The organism is Neobacillus sp. FSL H8-0543, assembly GCF_038592905.1.
Classification (GTDB): domain Bacteria; phylum Bacillota; class Bacilli; order Bacillales; family Cytobacillaceae; genus Neobacillus.
This window is the reverse complement of sequence record NZ_CP151943.1, coordinates 3,165,749-3,180,948: the sequence shown is the minus strand read 5'-3', so window position 1 is coordinate 3,180,948 and position 15,200 is coordinate 3,165,749. Positions and strand designations below refer to the sequence as shown.

Sequence of the window (15,200 nt, the reverse complement as noted above, 5' to 3'; positions counted from 1 at the left end):
GTAATCTATGCAGTTTGAGTTCATTATATAGCAAAAGAATTCTTTTTTCATGGGTAATCAATCTAACTTTACACAATGAACACTTGTTGGGTAATCACAATACTCAATGATTGTGCCTTCTGTATCCGCTGGATTCAGATAAATTAACCGTCTTCCGTGTTTATTCGTTCGCAGTGTCCCTTCTAACGTTCGGATCCCTTGATGCTCAAGTTCCACTAAAGCCCGATCCAAATCTTCTACCCGGTATGCAATATGGTGAACGCCTTTCCCCTTTTGTTTGATAAAACGGGCAATTGGAGAGGTGGTATTGTTAGTTGGAGCCAACAATTCAATCCGATCCCCATTAACTTCCAGTATCGCAACTTCACTTTCAACGCCGATTGCCTCACTTATGTACTGGTCGATTAGGATTCCCGATAATACATTCACATAAAAATTAATGCTATTTTCAATATTGCGGACAGCAATACCAATATGATCTAACTTTTTTTCCATCTTATCTCTCCTAAATTAATCAATGAGTTTAGTTTAACATATGGTTTAACTTTAATCCTTTTGATAAAATCATGTAAAAGCTATTAGGGGGATTGCAATGATTATTTATCCTCATTTAAAAATGGGAGCAACTATTGGAGTAACTGCACCATCATCCGGTGTTCCGACAGGCTTGCATAAACTAGTTACACTTGCTTGTAGTAGGTTGGAGAAGGAAGGGTACCAGACTAGCTGCGGTGAGACTGTTTGGACTCAAAGCAAAGCAAAATCAGCACCAGCAGTGAAACGTGCCGCCGAGTTCAATGCGATGATGGCGAACAATGAAATTGATATTATTATTCCACCATGGGGCGGCGAGCTATTATTTGAGATTCTTGAACATATTGACTATGAAAATATTAAAAACAAGTGGGTGTTAGGCTACTCAGATACGAGCATGTTATTGCTGGCCATTACCTTAAAGACCGGTATAGCCACAGCCCATGGAACCAATCTTATCGATTTAAGGGGAGAATTCTCGGATGCTACAACAGCCATGTGGCAGTCCGTTTTAGCGACGAAAAAGGGAGAATCTGTCCTTCAGCATTCATCAGAAAAATTTCAAAAGGAATGGCAGCACGATAATCCAACTTCCTGTGTTTTTCATTTAACCGAACCAACCTCTTGGAAAACTATTTCAAACCGGAGAGAGAAATTAAATGGTCGCGTACTTGGCGGCTGTATCGATATCATTAGACATCTGATTGGTACACCCTATGGTGATGTGCAAAACTTTAGAAAACAACATCTCCAGGGAGAGCCACTCATTTGGTATTTTGAAAACTGTGATATGACTACGACTGACTTGCGAAGAACACTAGTACAGATGAAGTTAGCCGGCTGGTTCGACCATTGCTCCGGCCTGATGTTTGGTCGAAGTCCCGCCAACATGCCTGTAGAGAACTATACAGTAGAGGATGTTTATCAAGATCTTGCTGAATAACTCGAAATTCCCATTATCTATGACATAGACTGCGGCCATATTCCACCCCAAATTACCTTTATCAATGGTGCTTACGTAGAGGTAGAAATCGAAGATGGAAAAGGATCTGTTAGGCACTATTTTCACCCTTGATTTACTAGTTATTGATGAGCATTAAAACAGCAAAAGGACCCCCAGTGAGGTCCTTTTGCATTTTTATTTAGAAAATGTCCGCCTCAGGTGGACACTGTCCACGAGCGGTGACAGGCACCAAAAAGGTACTGCGAAAAGACCTATAACTTACATTTCTTGCTATTTACCCATCTACCTTCTTTTGGTAACGTATTATATAGAGTGTTTAGTAGATGATTTTTACTAAAATGTCCGTTTTCATTACATAGATAGATAGAGAGAAAGAAGGATAAAAATGAAGGTGAAGTGGAGAATGTTGTTTCAAATTTTTTGGACCTTTTTTAAGATTAGTCCGGTGACGTTTGGCGGGGGCTATGCAATGATCCCTTTAATCGTAAAGGAGATCGTCGAAAGGAGGAAATGGTTAACAAGCACCGATATTACGGAAATCATTGCCTTATCTCAAACCATCCCAGGAGCAGTTGCTGTTAACGCAGCAACATTCATTGGTCACAGAATTGGTGGAAAAAAAGGGGCACTCGCAGCGATGATTGGTGTTTCGTTGCCAACTTTTATCATTGTTTTACTGTTAGGGATATCCTATTTCCATATCCAAGATAATCCAAAGTTAGAAGCAGCCTTTATCTCGATAAGAGTGACCATTGTCGCCATCATTGTTTATGCTGCAATCAAAATCGGCAAAACAGCCATTGTCGATAAAACCACATTCTTCATTGTGCTCCTGGGGGTTCCTTCATTATTTTTCATCCATCCTGCAGTTGCCATTCTGATTGGAGCTCTAATAGGTATCATAATTGTCCATATTAAAAGAAAAATCGGCTATACCGTCGATTTAAAACAAAAAGAGGAAGAAGATCCGACAAACAATCCCGATTATTATATGGGCGCTGGCATCTAAGAACAAGGAGAGATAAGAATGGTATTATGGGAATTATTTCAAACGTTTTTTTTAATGGGCTTTGTCTCCTTTGGCGGGGGATATGCGATGATGCCTTTTATTGAATCAGCAGCTACAGAATACGGATGGATGTCTGCGGAAAGCTTAACAAATATGATTGCTATTGCCGGAATGTCTCCAGGTCCCATCGCAGCCAATAGTGCGATTCTAGTTGGCTATTCCGCAGCCGGGCTTAACGGAGCCATCGTTTCTGCCCTCGCGATGCTGCTTCCCTCGATTATTTTGGTTATTACGGTCGCTACTTTTTTTATTAAGTTACATCATAATCCAGTTGTTGAATCTATGTTTTATGGATTAAAGCCCATTGTCACAAGTTTAATTATCTTTGCAGCAATAAGCTTTGCCCTTTCCAATAACCTGATTACACTGGCGATTTCCTTTCGTTCTATAAGCACTTTGATTATCTTTGGATTATCCTTATTTGCCTTATTAAAACTCCGCTGGAACCCCGTTTATATTATTTTACTTTCAGGGTTAGTCGGTATCGCCCTATATTCTTAAACTACTATGAGTAGTTTTGTAATTAGTAAGTAACCGACTATCCCCTCATTCCTATAGGTCCCCCCGCCCCAGCTTCTTGCATTGAAAAGAAACTCTTCAATCTCCAAAAAAGGTAACTTAACCCTGATTTCAATAATGATTTTGCATTTAACCAACGCAAAACACGAACAATTTTTTACTTTTTTTAAAAAACGTTCACTTTTTTGTTGTAAACAGAATTATAGTTTGTTATATTGTGATAGTAATAATTAAATACGTACTCATATAAGCTCGGTAATATGGTCTGAGCGTCTCTACCTAAGTTCCCATTAAGAACTAGACTATGAGTTAAAGTAATGGTTTCGGCATTTTTGGCCGTAGCTAAAATTTGATATTCTCTTTCGTGATCTAACGTGAGAAATATTAAAATAACTTTGACTTTATAGGTCTGGAAGGTAGAGAAATGCTACTTTTCTAGACCTTTTTTATTTGGAACAACCAGAGAGAGTATGCAGAAAAAACAAGGGGGAAAAGAAAAATGGAAGCAACAGCAGCAGTTTATAAAGGTAAGAAGCAGAAGAAAGGGCTTAGCACACTTGATATAGTATTAATGGCCATTCTCGCTATCGTTCATGGAATTGCTATGACTTATGTAGCATTATTAAATCAAGTTTTAACCGCGATGGGCGGACCTATTTTAACATCGGTTATTATCGGCTTATTTACAATTCATGGTGTATTGGCTATGTACATAATAAGAAAACCTGGTGCAGCTCTAGTCACTTGCCTTATTAGTGGGGTTGTCCAAATTCTTGCCGGAAATCCAAATGGTTTAATTTCCATGGTTGCCGCCTCTTCATATGGAGTCGGAATCGAAGTTGCCTTTGCCTTTTTCAAATATCGTCGCTATGACTTTATTACTTTATCCATTGCTGGTTTTACTTCAATGCCGATTTGGTTTGTCATCGCCGGATTCTGGTTTGGCTATATCAACTGGGGAGTTATGGTTATGATTACCGCTTTCCTTGTTCGCTGTCTAAGCGGAGTCATTCTTTCAGGGTGGATTAGTAAGATTTTAGGAGATACCTTATCGAAGACGGGCATCTTAAATGGGTTTAACATTTCTACGAAAAAATCTGCCTGAGGAGATGTTCCTAAATGACCTATGCCATTGAACTTAAAAATTTAACATATGCATATGAAAACCAAGAAAGTCCCGTTCTCAACGACGTGTCCTTCCATGTCAAACCAGGTGAGTTTGTCCTTCTTGTAGGACCAAGTGGAGCTGGTAAAACAACGTTATGCCAAACATTTAACGGGATTATTCCGAATGTCCTTGGCGGCCAATTAGCGGGAGAAGTCATTGTAGATGGAAAAGACGTCTATGAATTAGAGCTAAAAGATATGGCAAGTAGTATCGGAATGGTTTTCCAAGATCCCGAGGCACAGCTATGCAATATTTATGTAGAAGATGAAGTAGCGTTTGCCCCAGAAAATCTAATGGTCGATCCTTTTGAAGTGAAAAAACGTGTAAAGGACTCACTTAACGAAGTGAGTCTTTCTGGCTTTGAACATCGCAAAGTATTTGAGCTTTCTGGCGGTCAAAAACAAAAGGTTGGTGTTGCGGCAATTCTATCGATGCAGCCGAAAATTTTAGTATTTGATAATGCAACGGCAAACCTTGATCCACAAGCGACAAAAGAAATTTTTGACCTTTTAGAGAAAATCCACAAGGAAAAGCAGCATACCATTGTGGTCGTGGAAAGTAAAATCGATGACCTGATCCATCTTGTTGACAGACTTGTTGTCATGGATCAAGGACAAATCATTGCTGATGCTCCCCCACTTGAAGTCCTGCAAAAGGATGGAAAGAAACTCATGGATTTAGGATTATGGATCCCTGAAGTATCAGAATTAGCCTATTCATTAGCTGAGGATGGCTTTAACTTTAAAGAATTCCCGATATCCATCCATTCTGCCTATAACCAAATGAAGGGTTTCTGGCAATCAACGCCTTCACAAACAGCAGTGATACAAGAAGAAGCCAGCCGTGAAGAAGTCATCGCTGTTCGAAATTTAGATTATACCTACAAAAACGGTACAAAGGCGCTTAATAATGTTAGTTTTTCCATCAAAAAAGGCGATTTTGTTGCCATCTTGGGAACCAATGGTTCTGGAAAAACAACCTTAATCAAACATTTAATGGGGATCCTTCCGCCTAAGAAAAAGAAAGTATTTGTAAACGGACAGGATATTTCAAAGAAGTCACTTTTGGAAATGTCCGAACAAATCGGGTTCGTTTTTCAAAACCCGGAACATCAATTTGTAACAGACAATGTATTTGACGAAACGATTTATAGTCTGCGGGTTCGAAATGGAATGAAAAAGGATGAAAAATTGCCTGATGAGATTGTAAAAAAAGGACTAAGTGCTTTAGAACTTATTAATCTAGTAGATTCCAAGGAAAAAAATCCCTTTATGCTAAGTGGGGGAGAAAAACGTCGCTTAAGTGTGGTCTCTTCGCTCATTCTTGGACAAGACATTGTCATATTAGATGAACCGACAACCGGGCAGGATTATGCTAGTGCCACCAAATTATTAGAGTTGTGCCACAAACTGAATCAGCAGGGTAAGACCGTTATCATGATTACCCATGATATCCGCCTTGTCTGTAAATGGGCAACAAAGGCGATAGTTATGCATTCAAGTGAGTTGGTCTATGATGGGAGCGTCCGTGACCTTTTCCTCCAGGATGAGCTATTACGGAAGGCATCCTTACTTGAACCACCCGTTTCAACCTTAGCGAAAAAATTAACTAAAAACCATCTTGAACAAGGCATTATTACGATTGAACAATTTAAAAATGAGATGAGATTTGTAGGTGAACAAGCCATATGAGCTTTCAATATCAGCCGGGAAACTCCTTTCTTCACAAAGTAGACCCACTAAATAAAATTCTGTGGATGCTCTGTGTTTCAGTATTGGCATTCATTTATAGCACTACCCTCCCGCACCTTATTCTATTTTCATCCGTTTTTCTAGTCGCCAATTTACTTGCTCGATTAAGCTTTAAATTTATTATCAAAGGGATATGGTTGCTAGCGGTATTCAGTTTAGGGTTCTTCATCTTACAGTTATTATTTTTACCTGGCAGTAAGGTGCTATTTTCAATTGGCTCAATTGAAATTTATCAGGAGGCGGTGGACTTTGCGACCGCCGTCACCTTTCGAATGATTACCGTCTTTTTGACATCACTTGTATTTGTGGTAACGACCGATCCTCGTGATTTGGTACTGTCTTTAACACAGCATTTAAAAATCCCTTATCGAATTGCTTATTCCTTGTTTATCGCGCTTCGCTTTATACCAACGTTGGAAAGTGAAGCAAAAATCATTGAATCCGCACAAATTATTCGCGGGGCAGGAAAACAAAAGGGATTAAAGCATAAATTGGATAATTTCAAACGCTTTGCGATGCCGCTATTAATGGGAGCCCTCCGCCGAGTTCACGTAACAGCGATCACAATGGAAGCCCGCGGTTACGGTGCTTTTCGGGAGAGGACATATTCACGACAAATTAAGATTACGAAAAACAGCATTATTTTCATGATCGCAAACCTTTCTGTGACCATTATTTTAATCACAACTAAATTCATTTAAATAAAGGAAGTTTCCTAATGAAAAAAATGTTATTTGAAGTAGCGTTTATGCCAAAAGAAGTAAAGCCAGACAGCCCTTCTGTCTGTGTGGTCATTGATGTGATTCGTGCGAGCACGACGATGACAAGATTAGTAGAAAAAGGTGCTTCAAAAATTGTGCTAACCAATGATGAACACCAAACATTGCGTGAAAACCCTTCTTTTTTACGCGAAGAGACGATGATTTGTGCGGAACAAGTCTCCGGTGAAGCTGCCGATATAGCAGATTTCAGCCCTTCCTTAAAAGAAATAGAAACGGCAGAGGTGAAAAACCAGCTTGTTGTCATGCGGACAACAAACGGAACAGTAGCCATTCATACGTTAAAAGAACTTGGAATCAAGCATATTTTTATTGGCTGTATGAATAATGCACGTGCCGTTATGAACGAGGCTGTTCGATTAGCTGCCGAGTTAAACACAGGGGTAATCATCGTGGCTGCTGGACGCGAAAACACAAACATTGCCGCCCTTGATGATACGTATTGTGCAGCAAAGTTACTTTCACACGGACAACAAATTGCTGCAGAAAATGGCATTGAGGCGATTCAAGCTGATTCTGGGATCATCGCCAGCAAACTGTTGCTCGGTTATACAGATACATTTGATGCTTTTTCCCAATCAGCCAGTGGTGCAGTTATGCGCAAGATTAACTGCGAAGAAGATATTCTCACCTGTGCCAATGAAAACACAACTGAGGTAGTAGCAAAGGTTATTTTTGAAAATAGCTTGATTACAGTTAAAAATTACCTACCGAGTACTGAACTCTAATGAGATTCACACCTTGCCAACTAGATGAATCACACAATCACAGATCGCAAAGAAGGAGATAATTTTATGAAAATTGGTATTATTGGTGGTACAGGATTTCAAGATCTATTTACAAATGTTGTGGAAGAAATGGTTTCCACTGAATTCGGCGATGTTGCCATCTATACAGGAACATGCGAAGGAAAAGAAATTGTCTTTCTTCCTCGCCATGGGAAAGAGCACGGCACACTTGCTCCGTTTGTTAACTACAAAGCCAATATGATGGCCTTAAAAAAGGCTGGTGTCGAACGCATCATCAGTGTATCTGCCGTTGGTGCCATCAACCCGAAAATCGAGGTCGGAAGCATCAGTGTTTTAGACAATTATTTTGACATGACAAAAAGAAGTAACACCTACGGCAATTATTCTGTCGATATGACTGATCCTTTTTGCCCCGAAATCCAAGCAGCCTTCGTGGAAGCAGCAAAAGATATTACGGAACCTATCAATGAAAATATTAATCTAGTTTGTGTTGAAGGGCCACGCTATGAAACTCGACTTGAAATTCAAGTGTTCGGTCAATGGGGAATGGACGTTGTTGGAATGACCACATCGACCGAAGCAGCTTTAGCTCGTGAGCTTGGTATGTGTTATGCCGTTACCACTTTAACAACAAATATGGCGGCTGGGGTTACCGATACCCGCCCATCACTAAAGGTTCATAAAGAAGTGGGCGAACGTAAAAATTCCACTATGAAGAAATTGGTCTTCCAGGCCGTCCATCATATACACGGACAAGAAAGTTGCACATGCCAAGAGCCCTATCAACGGAAAATGGAAGCAGCAAAAGCTAAAGCTCATTAGGATTCAGAGGGGAGATTCTTTCAAGATCATCTTCCCTCTTTATTTTATATTGGAAAGAAGAGGACTACATGAAGAAATCTCAAGCTTATTTTTACCACCTCATAATTATATTTTCTGTGGCTTCTTGGGGATTTAACGTGGTTGCAACAAAAGTTCTTGTAACGACCTTTATGCCAATCACGGTTACCTCCTTTCGGATAATGACGGCAAGTATCTGTGTTTTTATCGTCCTCTACTTTATTAAAAAAGTAAGAATTCCAACCAGGTCAGAGTTTGTTTATATCTTCTTTGGTGGGTTATTTAACGTGGTTGGCCATCATTACTTTTTATCGATTGGCCTCACGGAAACGTCCGCTGCCAATGGAGGACTGATTCTAGGTCTCGGCCCTTTACTTACCACTATTCTTGCCTTCTTTTTTCTTGGAAACAAGGCTACCATTTTCCGCATGATTGGGATTATCTTAGGTTTTACCGGTGTTTCCTTTATTGTCGTCAAATCCAGCGGCAACATCAGCGGGATTTCCATTGGTGATATCTATGTATTCCTATCGATTCTATCCCAAGCGATTAGTTTTATTATCATTAAAAAGTCTTCAACAACGATGGACCCACGACTGACGACAGGATATATGCTAGCAATCGGCTCTGTCATCCTCTTTATCATTAGTCTAGTCAAAGAGCCAAGCGGGTTACACTCTCTTTCAAATGGATCATTTGGAATTTGGATTACCTTCTTTGCTTCAGCCATTATCGCAACCGCTCTTGGTCATATGTTCTACAATTATGGAATTGAAAAAGTCGGAGTCACAGAGGCCTCGATTTATATGAACCTGACTCCGTTTTTTTCACTGGTTGGTGCATTTTTCTTTATTGGTGAAAAAATTGCCTTAGCGCATATCCTTGGTTTTGTTTTGATATTAATAGGTGTCTTGCTTGGGTCGGGTACACTTGAGGGTTGGATTTACACTACCAAACAGAAACGGAAAGTGGTTTATGAGAGGAAAGTGAAATCTAGTTAGCCATTGTTTCTTTTTATTTTTGAGGCAAGGACTTTGGACTTTTTACACTCTACTTTTGCCTTAACGGAAATTACTATTGGTGAATATCTTCGACGCAGACGGTTAACACTTGCAGCACAGGAACTATCTACTACTAGCAACAAAATCATTGATATTGCCTTGAAGTATGGCTACGACACTCCCGAGGCTTTTTCAAAAGCATTTCGCAGGTTGCATGGTTTAACACCAAGTCAAGCGAGAAATAACCGTGGAAAGCTGAAATCTTACAACCGCCTGTCTATTCAGGTAACATTGAAAGGGGAAGATCCGATGAATTACAAAATTATTGAAAAAGAAAGTTTTTCCTTAGTCGGTGTCAAGCGAGTGTTTAATTGTGAGAATGGCGAGAACCAAAGAGAAATACCAAAAATGTGGGAGGATGTTCAAGCCGATGGAACCAACGATTTATTGTTCAGCTTAAATAATGGGGGAATTAAAGGTATACTTGGGGTTTGTGTTACTAAGCGGAACAGTCATTCGCAATTAATGGATTATTGGATTGCAACAGAGCATGCAGGTCCAACACCTGAAGGTTTATTGACCCTGGAATTACCTGCTGCAAAGTGGGGCGTATTTGAAGTACATGGTCCCATGCCGGAGGCGATACAGAAGGCATGGAAGCAAATTTACTCAGAGTGGTTCCCTTCCAGCCACTATGAACCTGCCGGATTCCCGGAAATAGAAGTCTATTCAGCAGGAGAACCATGGAAACCGGATTACTACTCTGAAATTTGGATTCCATTAAAGTAATCATTTCCAATCAAACGTTTGATTGGTCTCTTCAGACCTTCTCTACCAAGGTTTACAGAGATATAGTCAAACGTTTGATTAGTTTTTTAGGAAGTCTTCCAAGGTAGCAGGTTATTCTCCTTCGTTTACAACAATTTTATATCCTTGTTGTTGCGGACCGTCTTCATATACTTCCCTATTTACTATGTAGTAGTTTTCACCATTGTTATCAGTAATCACCATTTCACTTGGACTTTTGTCAACTGCAGCAGCATCTAAGCTAAAATACGGTAGCCCTAATTTTGAAACATCAAGTGCCATTTTTCATCCCCCATTTCGTTTTTCTTAGCTTACCCTCTTTTTATTATAGAGGCAAGGACTTGTGTTTGTGTACAAGATACTCTTGTGACCAATTTGCTAGTTTCTGTTCTGTTTATTGTCAAATTGACCCTTAATCGCTACCTTTTAATAAATATTCATAGCAGACGAAGCCCTCCACTTCCTGAAAGCCCTCTTGAAGATACAACGATTTTGCCCTTTCGTTTTCTCCGTTTACTGAAAGAATAGAACGATTATAGGATTTCTCTTTCGCAAATTGAAGCGCGGCTCTTAATAGGAGTCTTCCTAGACCTTTTCCTTGATATTCAGGGATGATCGCGAGCGGTCCAATATCCATTATCGGAGCATTTTCGTATTCGTCTTTAGCTCCCCTGACCACTCCTACTGGTTTTTCCAAATGAAACAGGATTTGCATTCCACCAGGTATATAATCATTACTTAATACCAACTTTTCAACCATTTCCGGTGTTTTTGGGGTTTCACTCCCTCTCAACGTAGCAAAGCCCGCATTCCGAACCTCACTCCAAATCTCTTCATCTTCCCCTGGCCTAAAAGCTCTAACAGAATAATCCTTTGGTAAGGACCATTCAGGAACATCGACATCTTCTCTGACAAGTATAAAGGAGTATCTCTCGATTGAAAAATCTGACTTCTCGATAGCATCCATCAAGCGTTTATTTTTTAATGGAATGAAAATATAAAGTTTTTCCAATCCCGCAGTATGCTGTAAAAGTGCATCCATAAGCTGCTTATAATAGATAACATCCGTTAATTCAGTATGAAAGATTCGAAATCTTGCTCGATTCCCTTGTCTATTATATTCATCTATAATCAACGATGCAGCACCGATAATTTCACCCTGATTAGTCAGGATGTACGTAGGATTTTCAAGGTTAGGTTCAAACCCGTCTAAATCTTCTTCATACAAGTAAGAATCATCGACCTCCGTTCTATGTTTCTTGCAATACTCAACAAATTCCTTTATCTTTTCACTCTTTAAAGCCTCTACCTTCATCTAATCAACCAACCCTCTATAGTAAAATTTTATCTTATCTACATTAATTATTCGACCTTGAAGATTCAATTACCTTTCACGACTTTTTACAAGTCCAACATAATCCAGTACAATAATAATTGGTACAGAGAAGTAACAGATGTAATAATTTTATTAGTTCTTTTTTAAGTACATACTAGGAGGATTTTTCATGCACAAGTTAGAGGATATTTTTGAAGCCCGCGATTTCATTTTTAGCAAAACAGACAGCCGTCCGACGATTGGGATGATTTTAGGATCTGGATTAGGCACGCTAGCCGATGAAATCAGTAACCCCGTTACCATTCCATATAGTGAAATTCCACACTTTGCAAAGTCTGAAGCGGTTGGCCATGCGAATGAATTAGTCATTGGCGAATTAATGGGCAAGACCGTTGTTGCGATGAAGGGGCGTTTCCACTATTATGAAGGCTATACATTGGATGAGGTAACCTTCCCTGTTCGTGTCATGAAGGCACTCGGCGTTGAAAATCTGCTTATCACAAATGCTTGTGGTGCAGTCAATACAAGCTTTTCACCTGGCGATTTAATGCTTATTACCGATCATATAAACTTAGTTGGGACCAACCCGTTAATTGGACCAAATAATAGTGAATTAGGAACTCGTTTCCCTGATGTATCTCGCGTATATAACCCAGATTTACGTAACCTTGCAACCAAGGTAGCAATAAAGCAAAACATCCAACTGCAAAATGGTGTTTATGCGTGGTGGAGTGGCCCAGCCTACGAAACTCCAGCAGAAATTCGCATGATCCGTGTGTTAGGTGCAGACGCAGTCGGTATGTCTACTGTACCTGAAGCAGTTGTTGCCGTTCATGGTGGGATGAAGGTACTTGGGATTTCTTGTTTAACAAATATGGCATGTGGGATATTAGACCAGCCATTAAGTCATGATGAAGTGATTGAAGTAGCAGGTAAAGTAAGAGGTAACTTCGTTAATCTTGTTAAGGGTGTCTTAGAAGAGATTTAATTGCAGGAAAATATCTAATTGAACGTTTGAATAGTTAAAAAAGCTCAAAACTTGCATAACAAAGCCTCCAAATCTAATTTGGAGGCTTTGTTTTCAAGATTATACTACTCTAGTCCACTCTAATTCGATTCCCAAAATGAACATGCCAGTGCATATGTTTGTTACTTTGATAGTCCCCAATATTTGTTGAAACCGTACAGGCACCATATTGGTCGTTAACTTGTTTTGCTACTTTTTGAATGACAGCAAATAGTTCATTTAGATCTCTATCATCTGAGTTAATATCAAGCAGCGAAGTTATGTGTTTTTTGGGTATAACTACGATGTGTACATCGTAAAAAGGACGCGTATGAAAAAATGCTAATGTTTTATCCGTTTCTATCACTACTTCTACGGGTGTTTTACCACTTAAGACTTCATCACAATAAAAATCTTCTATACTACTTTCCATTCTCATGCTCCTTATCATGATTAAGTAGAGGTTAATCCAACTCCATCCCATTCAACAAATCTCTCAACGCCTTGACTTCCTCCAGGTTCAAAGTTACGCCTTTCCCCATTTTCTCATGTTCCGGTGCCCAATCCCGGAGATCGTATTTTGGTTCTTTTCCATTCCAACTGATCAGATTCAGTTCTTTGTTCCAGCCTTTTGGGGAGGTTGAAATGGCTCCCACTGTTTCTTTTATTTCAAATTTAACCTCTGCCATTGTAGTTACCCTCCATTAGCCTTTCCTATAAATGTTTGTACTCATTTAAAAAGCTTTTTAATCAATTTAAAAATATCAAAGGTTGTCCGTTGATAAACTTTGTTATATACATACTTTTTAGGATTTCTTAGCCAAGCATATCCCCTTGGCATTTTCAATCCTGCTCGGTGGACAATCTGTCTTTTGATGCTTGTTCTAGCAGAAATTCTTTTTCGTAAGCTTGGCATTCTTATTCCAAATTTCATTAAACGCATCTCCTCAATATAGTACATGATTAACTAAACAGACTCTACTAGGATTCCATTATTTTAGCTTTATTATTATTTATTTCAAGATTCGCTTGGATAATCCTTTTAAAGTGAAAAAAATAAAGTGGGTTAAGAGAATTTGAAAACAGAAGAAACGAAGATTTGCTGAGGAATCAATATAAAGCTAACAGAGAGAATTTCAAAGATTCAGGACATCCTATAACCCTTTCATAAAATCAGAGAGTGATATATATGAAAGGGTTAAGGCGAAGCTAAAAAGCTTTACCTGAAGAACCAAATAGATGCATTTTACCAATAACTGTTTTTTTCACCGCATCTCGGCCAAGACCTATATATTTGCTAGCATCATATACATCAAGATCTTGATCTAATATATCCCTAATTGCTTTGGAAAACGCAAGGTGATTATCTGCATTCACATTAATTTTTGCCGTTCCTAAGGAAATAGCCTTCCTAATTTGTTCAGCAGGAAGGCCTGAACCACCATGTAAAACTAAAGGTATACCAACGGTATGACTAATTTCCTTCATTTCTTCAAAACCTAGTTTTGGTTCTCCTTTGTAAGGGCCATGAACAGACCCCAGTGCAGGTGTTAGAAAGTCAATTCCAGTAAGTTTAACTAACTCCATGCATTCCTTTAGGTCTGCATAAATAGAACCTTCTGAAACTATGCCATCTTCAGTCCCGCCTATACTCCCTAACTCAGCTTCAACCGATACTCCACCTTCATGAGCGTATTTAACTACCTGCTCTGTTAATTTCACATTTTCTTTAAATGGGAGATGGGATGCGTCAATCATAACCGAAGTAAACCCAGCATCAATAGCAGCTTTACAATTCTCTACACTAGAACCATGATCCAAGTGAAGTGCTACTGGAACAGTTATCTTCATTTCATTCATTAGTGCCTTCACCATTGCCACAGCTACGGAAAAACCACCAAAATAACGAACGGCTCCTTCCGTTACTCCAAGAATAACTGGCGACTTTTCCTCTTCAGCAGCACTTAAAACAGCTTGCGTCCATTCAAGGTTATGTATGTCGAAATGTCCTACTGCATAACCTTCTTTTAATGCTTTGTTTAACATTTCTTTCCCTGTAACTAATTCCACTTTTGATGTCCTCCCACGTAAGTTACTGTTTTCTATTTACTGCCCCTTCATGCGGGTATTGGTCCTATGAAAGCGTCTTTATTAATTCAGTTTAGCTAATATTTCTCTAATAAAAGCTGGTTCATCCTTTGGAGTCCTTGAAGTAATTATGTTTTGACTAACAACTACTTCTTCATTAATATATTTCGCCCCACCATTTTTTACATCATCTCGAATTCCTTGATAACAAGTAACTTCATGTCCTCTTAAAATATCCGCACTAATCATAACTTGTGGGCCATGGCAAATTCCTGCGATCACAGCAGATTTGTTATTTAACTCCTTAACAAACTTTATGACATCCTCATTTACACGTAACTCCTCTGGCGCGCTTCCACCTGGTATAATTACTGCATCAAAGTCACTTGCGTCTGCATCAGCAACGGCCAAATCCGTTAGGTAGGAAACTGTTTCCTTTTTCCCTTTACATTCAATTCCTTTTTCTAAACCAATAATAACCGTTTCATAACCAGCTTCCACTATTGAATCATAAGGGTTTTTCATTTCCGAATCTTCGTAATCATTTGCTAATAAAAATGCTACTTTTGTCATTTTCCTACCTCCAAAT

18 protein-coding genes, 1 pseudogene and 1 riboswitch are annotated in these 15,200 nt (G+C 39.2%); of the genes and pseudogenes, 11 read left to right on the top strand and 8 right to left on the bottom strand.

Translation table 11 applies throughout. The features are described 5' to 3' along the window. Window positions 1-57: 57 nt before the first annotated feature. On the bottom strand, window positions 58-495 hold the full coding sequence (locus NSS81_RS15775) for a VOC family protein (protein ID WP_342429631.1): 438 nt from the start codon (window positions 493-495) through the stop codon (window positions 58-60). A gap of 97 nt (window positions 496-592) precedes the next feature. Between NSS81_RS15775 and NSS81_RS15770 the strand changes: the two are divergent. The 10 genes and pseudogenes from NSS81_RS15770 (at window position 593) to NSS81_RS15725 (ending at window position 10,163) form a co-directional block, all read left to right on the top strand. Beyond that, window positions 593-1,609 (top strand): annotated as a pseudogene (locus NSS81_RS15770) (S66 peptidase family protein). 292 nt (window positions 1,610-1,901) lie between these two features. Further along, window positions 1,902-2,507: a chromate transporter gene (locus tag NSS81_RS15765; protein WP_342429630.1), complete on the top strand. Its 606-nt coding sequence runs from the start codon at window positions 1,902-1,904 to the stop codon at window positions 2,505-2,507. 18 nt (window positions 2,508-2,525) lie between these two features. After that, the gene (locus NSS81_RS15760; protein WP_342429629.1) at window positions 2,526-3,068 is read left to right on the top strand and encodes a chromate transporter; all 543 of its coding nucleotides are present in this window, start codon (window positions 2,526-2,528) and stop codon (window positions 3,066-3,068) included. 240 nt (window positions 3,069-3,308) lie between these two features. Next, window positions 3,309-3,411, top strand: a riboswitch (purine riboswitch). Between the two features lie 174 nt (window positions 3,412-3,585). Continuing rightward, a complete protein-coding gene (locus NSS81_RS15755) occupies window positions 3,586-4,191 on the top strand; it encodes an ECF transporter S component (RefSeq protein ID WP_342429628.1) in 606 nt (201 codons plus the stop codon). A gap of 14 nt (window positions 4,192-4,205) precedes the next feature. After that, window positions 4,206-5,945, top strand: coding sequence for an ABC transporter ATP-binding protein (locus NSS81_RS15750; RefSeq protein WP_342429627.1), 1,740 nt, complete (start codon window positions 4,206-4,208; stop codon window positions 5,943-5,945). After that, window positions 5,942-6,706, top strand: coding sequence for an energy-coupling factor transporter transmembrane component T (locus NSS81_RS15745; protein ID WP_342429626.1), 765 nt, complete (start codon window positions 5,942-5,944; stop codon window positions 6,704-6,706). Before NSS81_RS15750 ends, NSS81_RS15745 begins: the two co-directional genes overlap by 4 nt. Window positions 6,707-6,723: 17 nt before the next feature. Further along, the gene (locus NSS81_RS15740; RefSeq protein WP_342429625.1) at window positions 6,724-7,512 is read left to right on the top strand and encodes a 2-phosphosulfolactate phosphatase; all 789 of its coding nucleotides are present in this window, start codon (window positions 6,724-6,726) and stop codon (window positions 7,510-7,512) included. A 24-nt stretch (window positions 7,513-7,536) separates the two neighbouring features. Next, window positions 7,537-8,355: an MTAP family purine nucleoside phosphorylase gene (locus NSS81_RS15735; protein ID WP_342429624.1), complete on the top strand. Its 819-nt coding sequence runs from the start codon at window positions 7,537-7,539 to the stop codon at window positions 8,353-8,355. A 68-nt stretch (window positions 8,356-8,423) separates the two neighbouring features. Next, window positions 8,424-9,374: a DMT family transporter gene (locus NSS81_RS15730; RefSeq protein WP_342429623.1), complete on the top strand. Its 951-nt coding sequence runs from the start codon at window positions 8,424-8,426 to the stop codon at window positions 9,372-9,374. Between the two features lie 3 nt (window positions 9,375-9,377). Next, window positions 9,378-10,163: an effector binding domain-containing protein gene (locus NSS81_RS15725; protein WP_342429622.1), complete on the top strand. Its 786-nt coding sequence runs from the start codon at window positions 9,378-9,380 to the stop codon at window positions 10,161-10,163. Between the two features lie 111 nt (window positions 10,164-10,274). Here NSS81_RS15725 and NSS81_RS15720 read toward each other — a convergent pair whose 3' ends face one another. Both NSS81_RS15720 and NSS81_RS15715 read right to left on the bottom strand, forming a co-directional pair. Then, entirely contained in the window at window positions 10,275-10,463 is a 189-nt protein-coding gene (locus NSS81_RS15720; RefSeq protein WP_342429621.1) for a hypothetical protein, read from the bottom strand. A 130-nt stretch (window positions 10,464-10,593) separates the two neighbouring features. Further along, window positions 10,594-11,496 (bottom strand): GNAT family N-acetyltransferase, encoded by a 903-nt coding sequence (locus tag NSS81_RS15715; RefSeq protein WP_342429620.1) that lies wholly within the window; start codon window positions 11,494-11,496, stop codon window positions 10,594-10,596. 190 nt (window positions 11,497-11,686) lie between these two features. Between NSS81_RS15715 and NSS81_RS15710 the strand changes: the two genes are divergently transcribed. Next, window positions 11,687-12,505 carry a purine-nucleoside phosphorylase gene (locus tag NSS81_RS15710; RefSeq protein ID WP_342429619.1) on the top strand — a complete coding sequence of 273 codons (819 nt, stop codon included), beginning with the start codon at window positions 11,687-11,689 and terminating at the stop codon, window positions 12,503-12,505. Window positions 12,506-12,614: 109 nt separating this feature from the next. Here the strand turns inward: NSS81_RS15710 and NSS81_RS15705 are convergent, their stop codons facing one another. The 5 genes from NSS81_RS15705 to NSS81_RS15685 all read right to left on the bottom strand — a co-directional run bounded on the left by NSS81_RS15705 (window position 12,615) and on the right by NSS81_RS15685 (window position 15,184). After that, window positions 12,615-12,962, bottom strand: a complete 348-nt coding sequence (locus NSS81_RS15705) for an HIT family protein (RefSeq protein ID WP_342429618.1) — start codon at window positions 12,960-12,962, stop codon at window positions 12,615-12,617. 25 nt (window positions 12,963-12,987) lie between these two features. Then, complete coding sequence (locus NSS81_RS15700) at window positions 12,988-13,212, bottom strand: PC4/YdbC family ssDNA-binding protein (protein ID WP_342429617.1); 225 nt, start codon at window positions 13,210-13,212, stop codon at window positions 12,988-12,990. A gap of 41 nt (window positions 13,213-13,253) precedes the next feature. After that, entirely contained in the window at window positions 13,254-13,457 is a 204-nt protein-coding gene (locus NSS81_RS15695) for a hypothetical protein (RefSeq protein WP_342429616.1), read from the bottom strand. Window positions 13,458-13,732: 275 nt separating this feature from the next. After that, entirely contained in the window at window positions 13,733-14,593 is an 861-nt protein-coding gene (gene fba / locus NSS81_RS15690) for a class II fructose-1,6-bisphosphate aldolase (protein WP_342429615.1), read from the bottom strand. Window positions 14,594-14,674: 81 nt separating this feature from the next. Next, on the bottom strand, window positions 14,675-15,184 hold the full coding sequence (locus NSS81_RS15685; RefSeq protein ID WP_342429614.1) for a type 1 glutamine amidotransferase domain-containing protein: 510 nt from the start codon (window positions 15,182-15,184) through the stop codon (window positions 14,675-14,677). Window positions 15,185-15,200 lie beyond the last annotated feature (16 nt).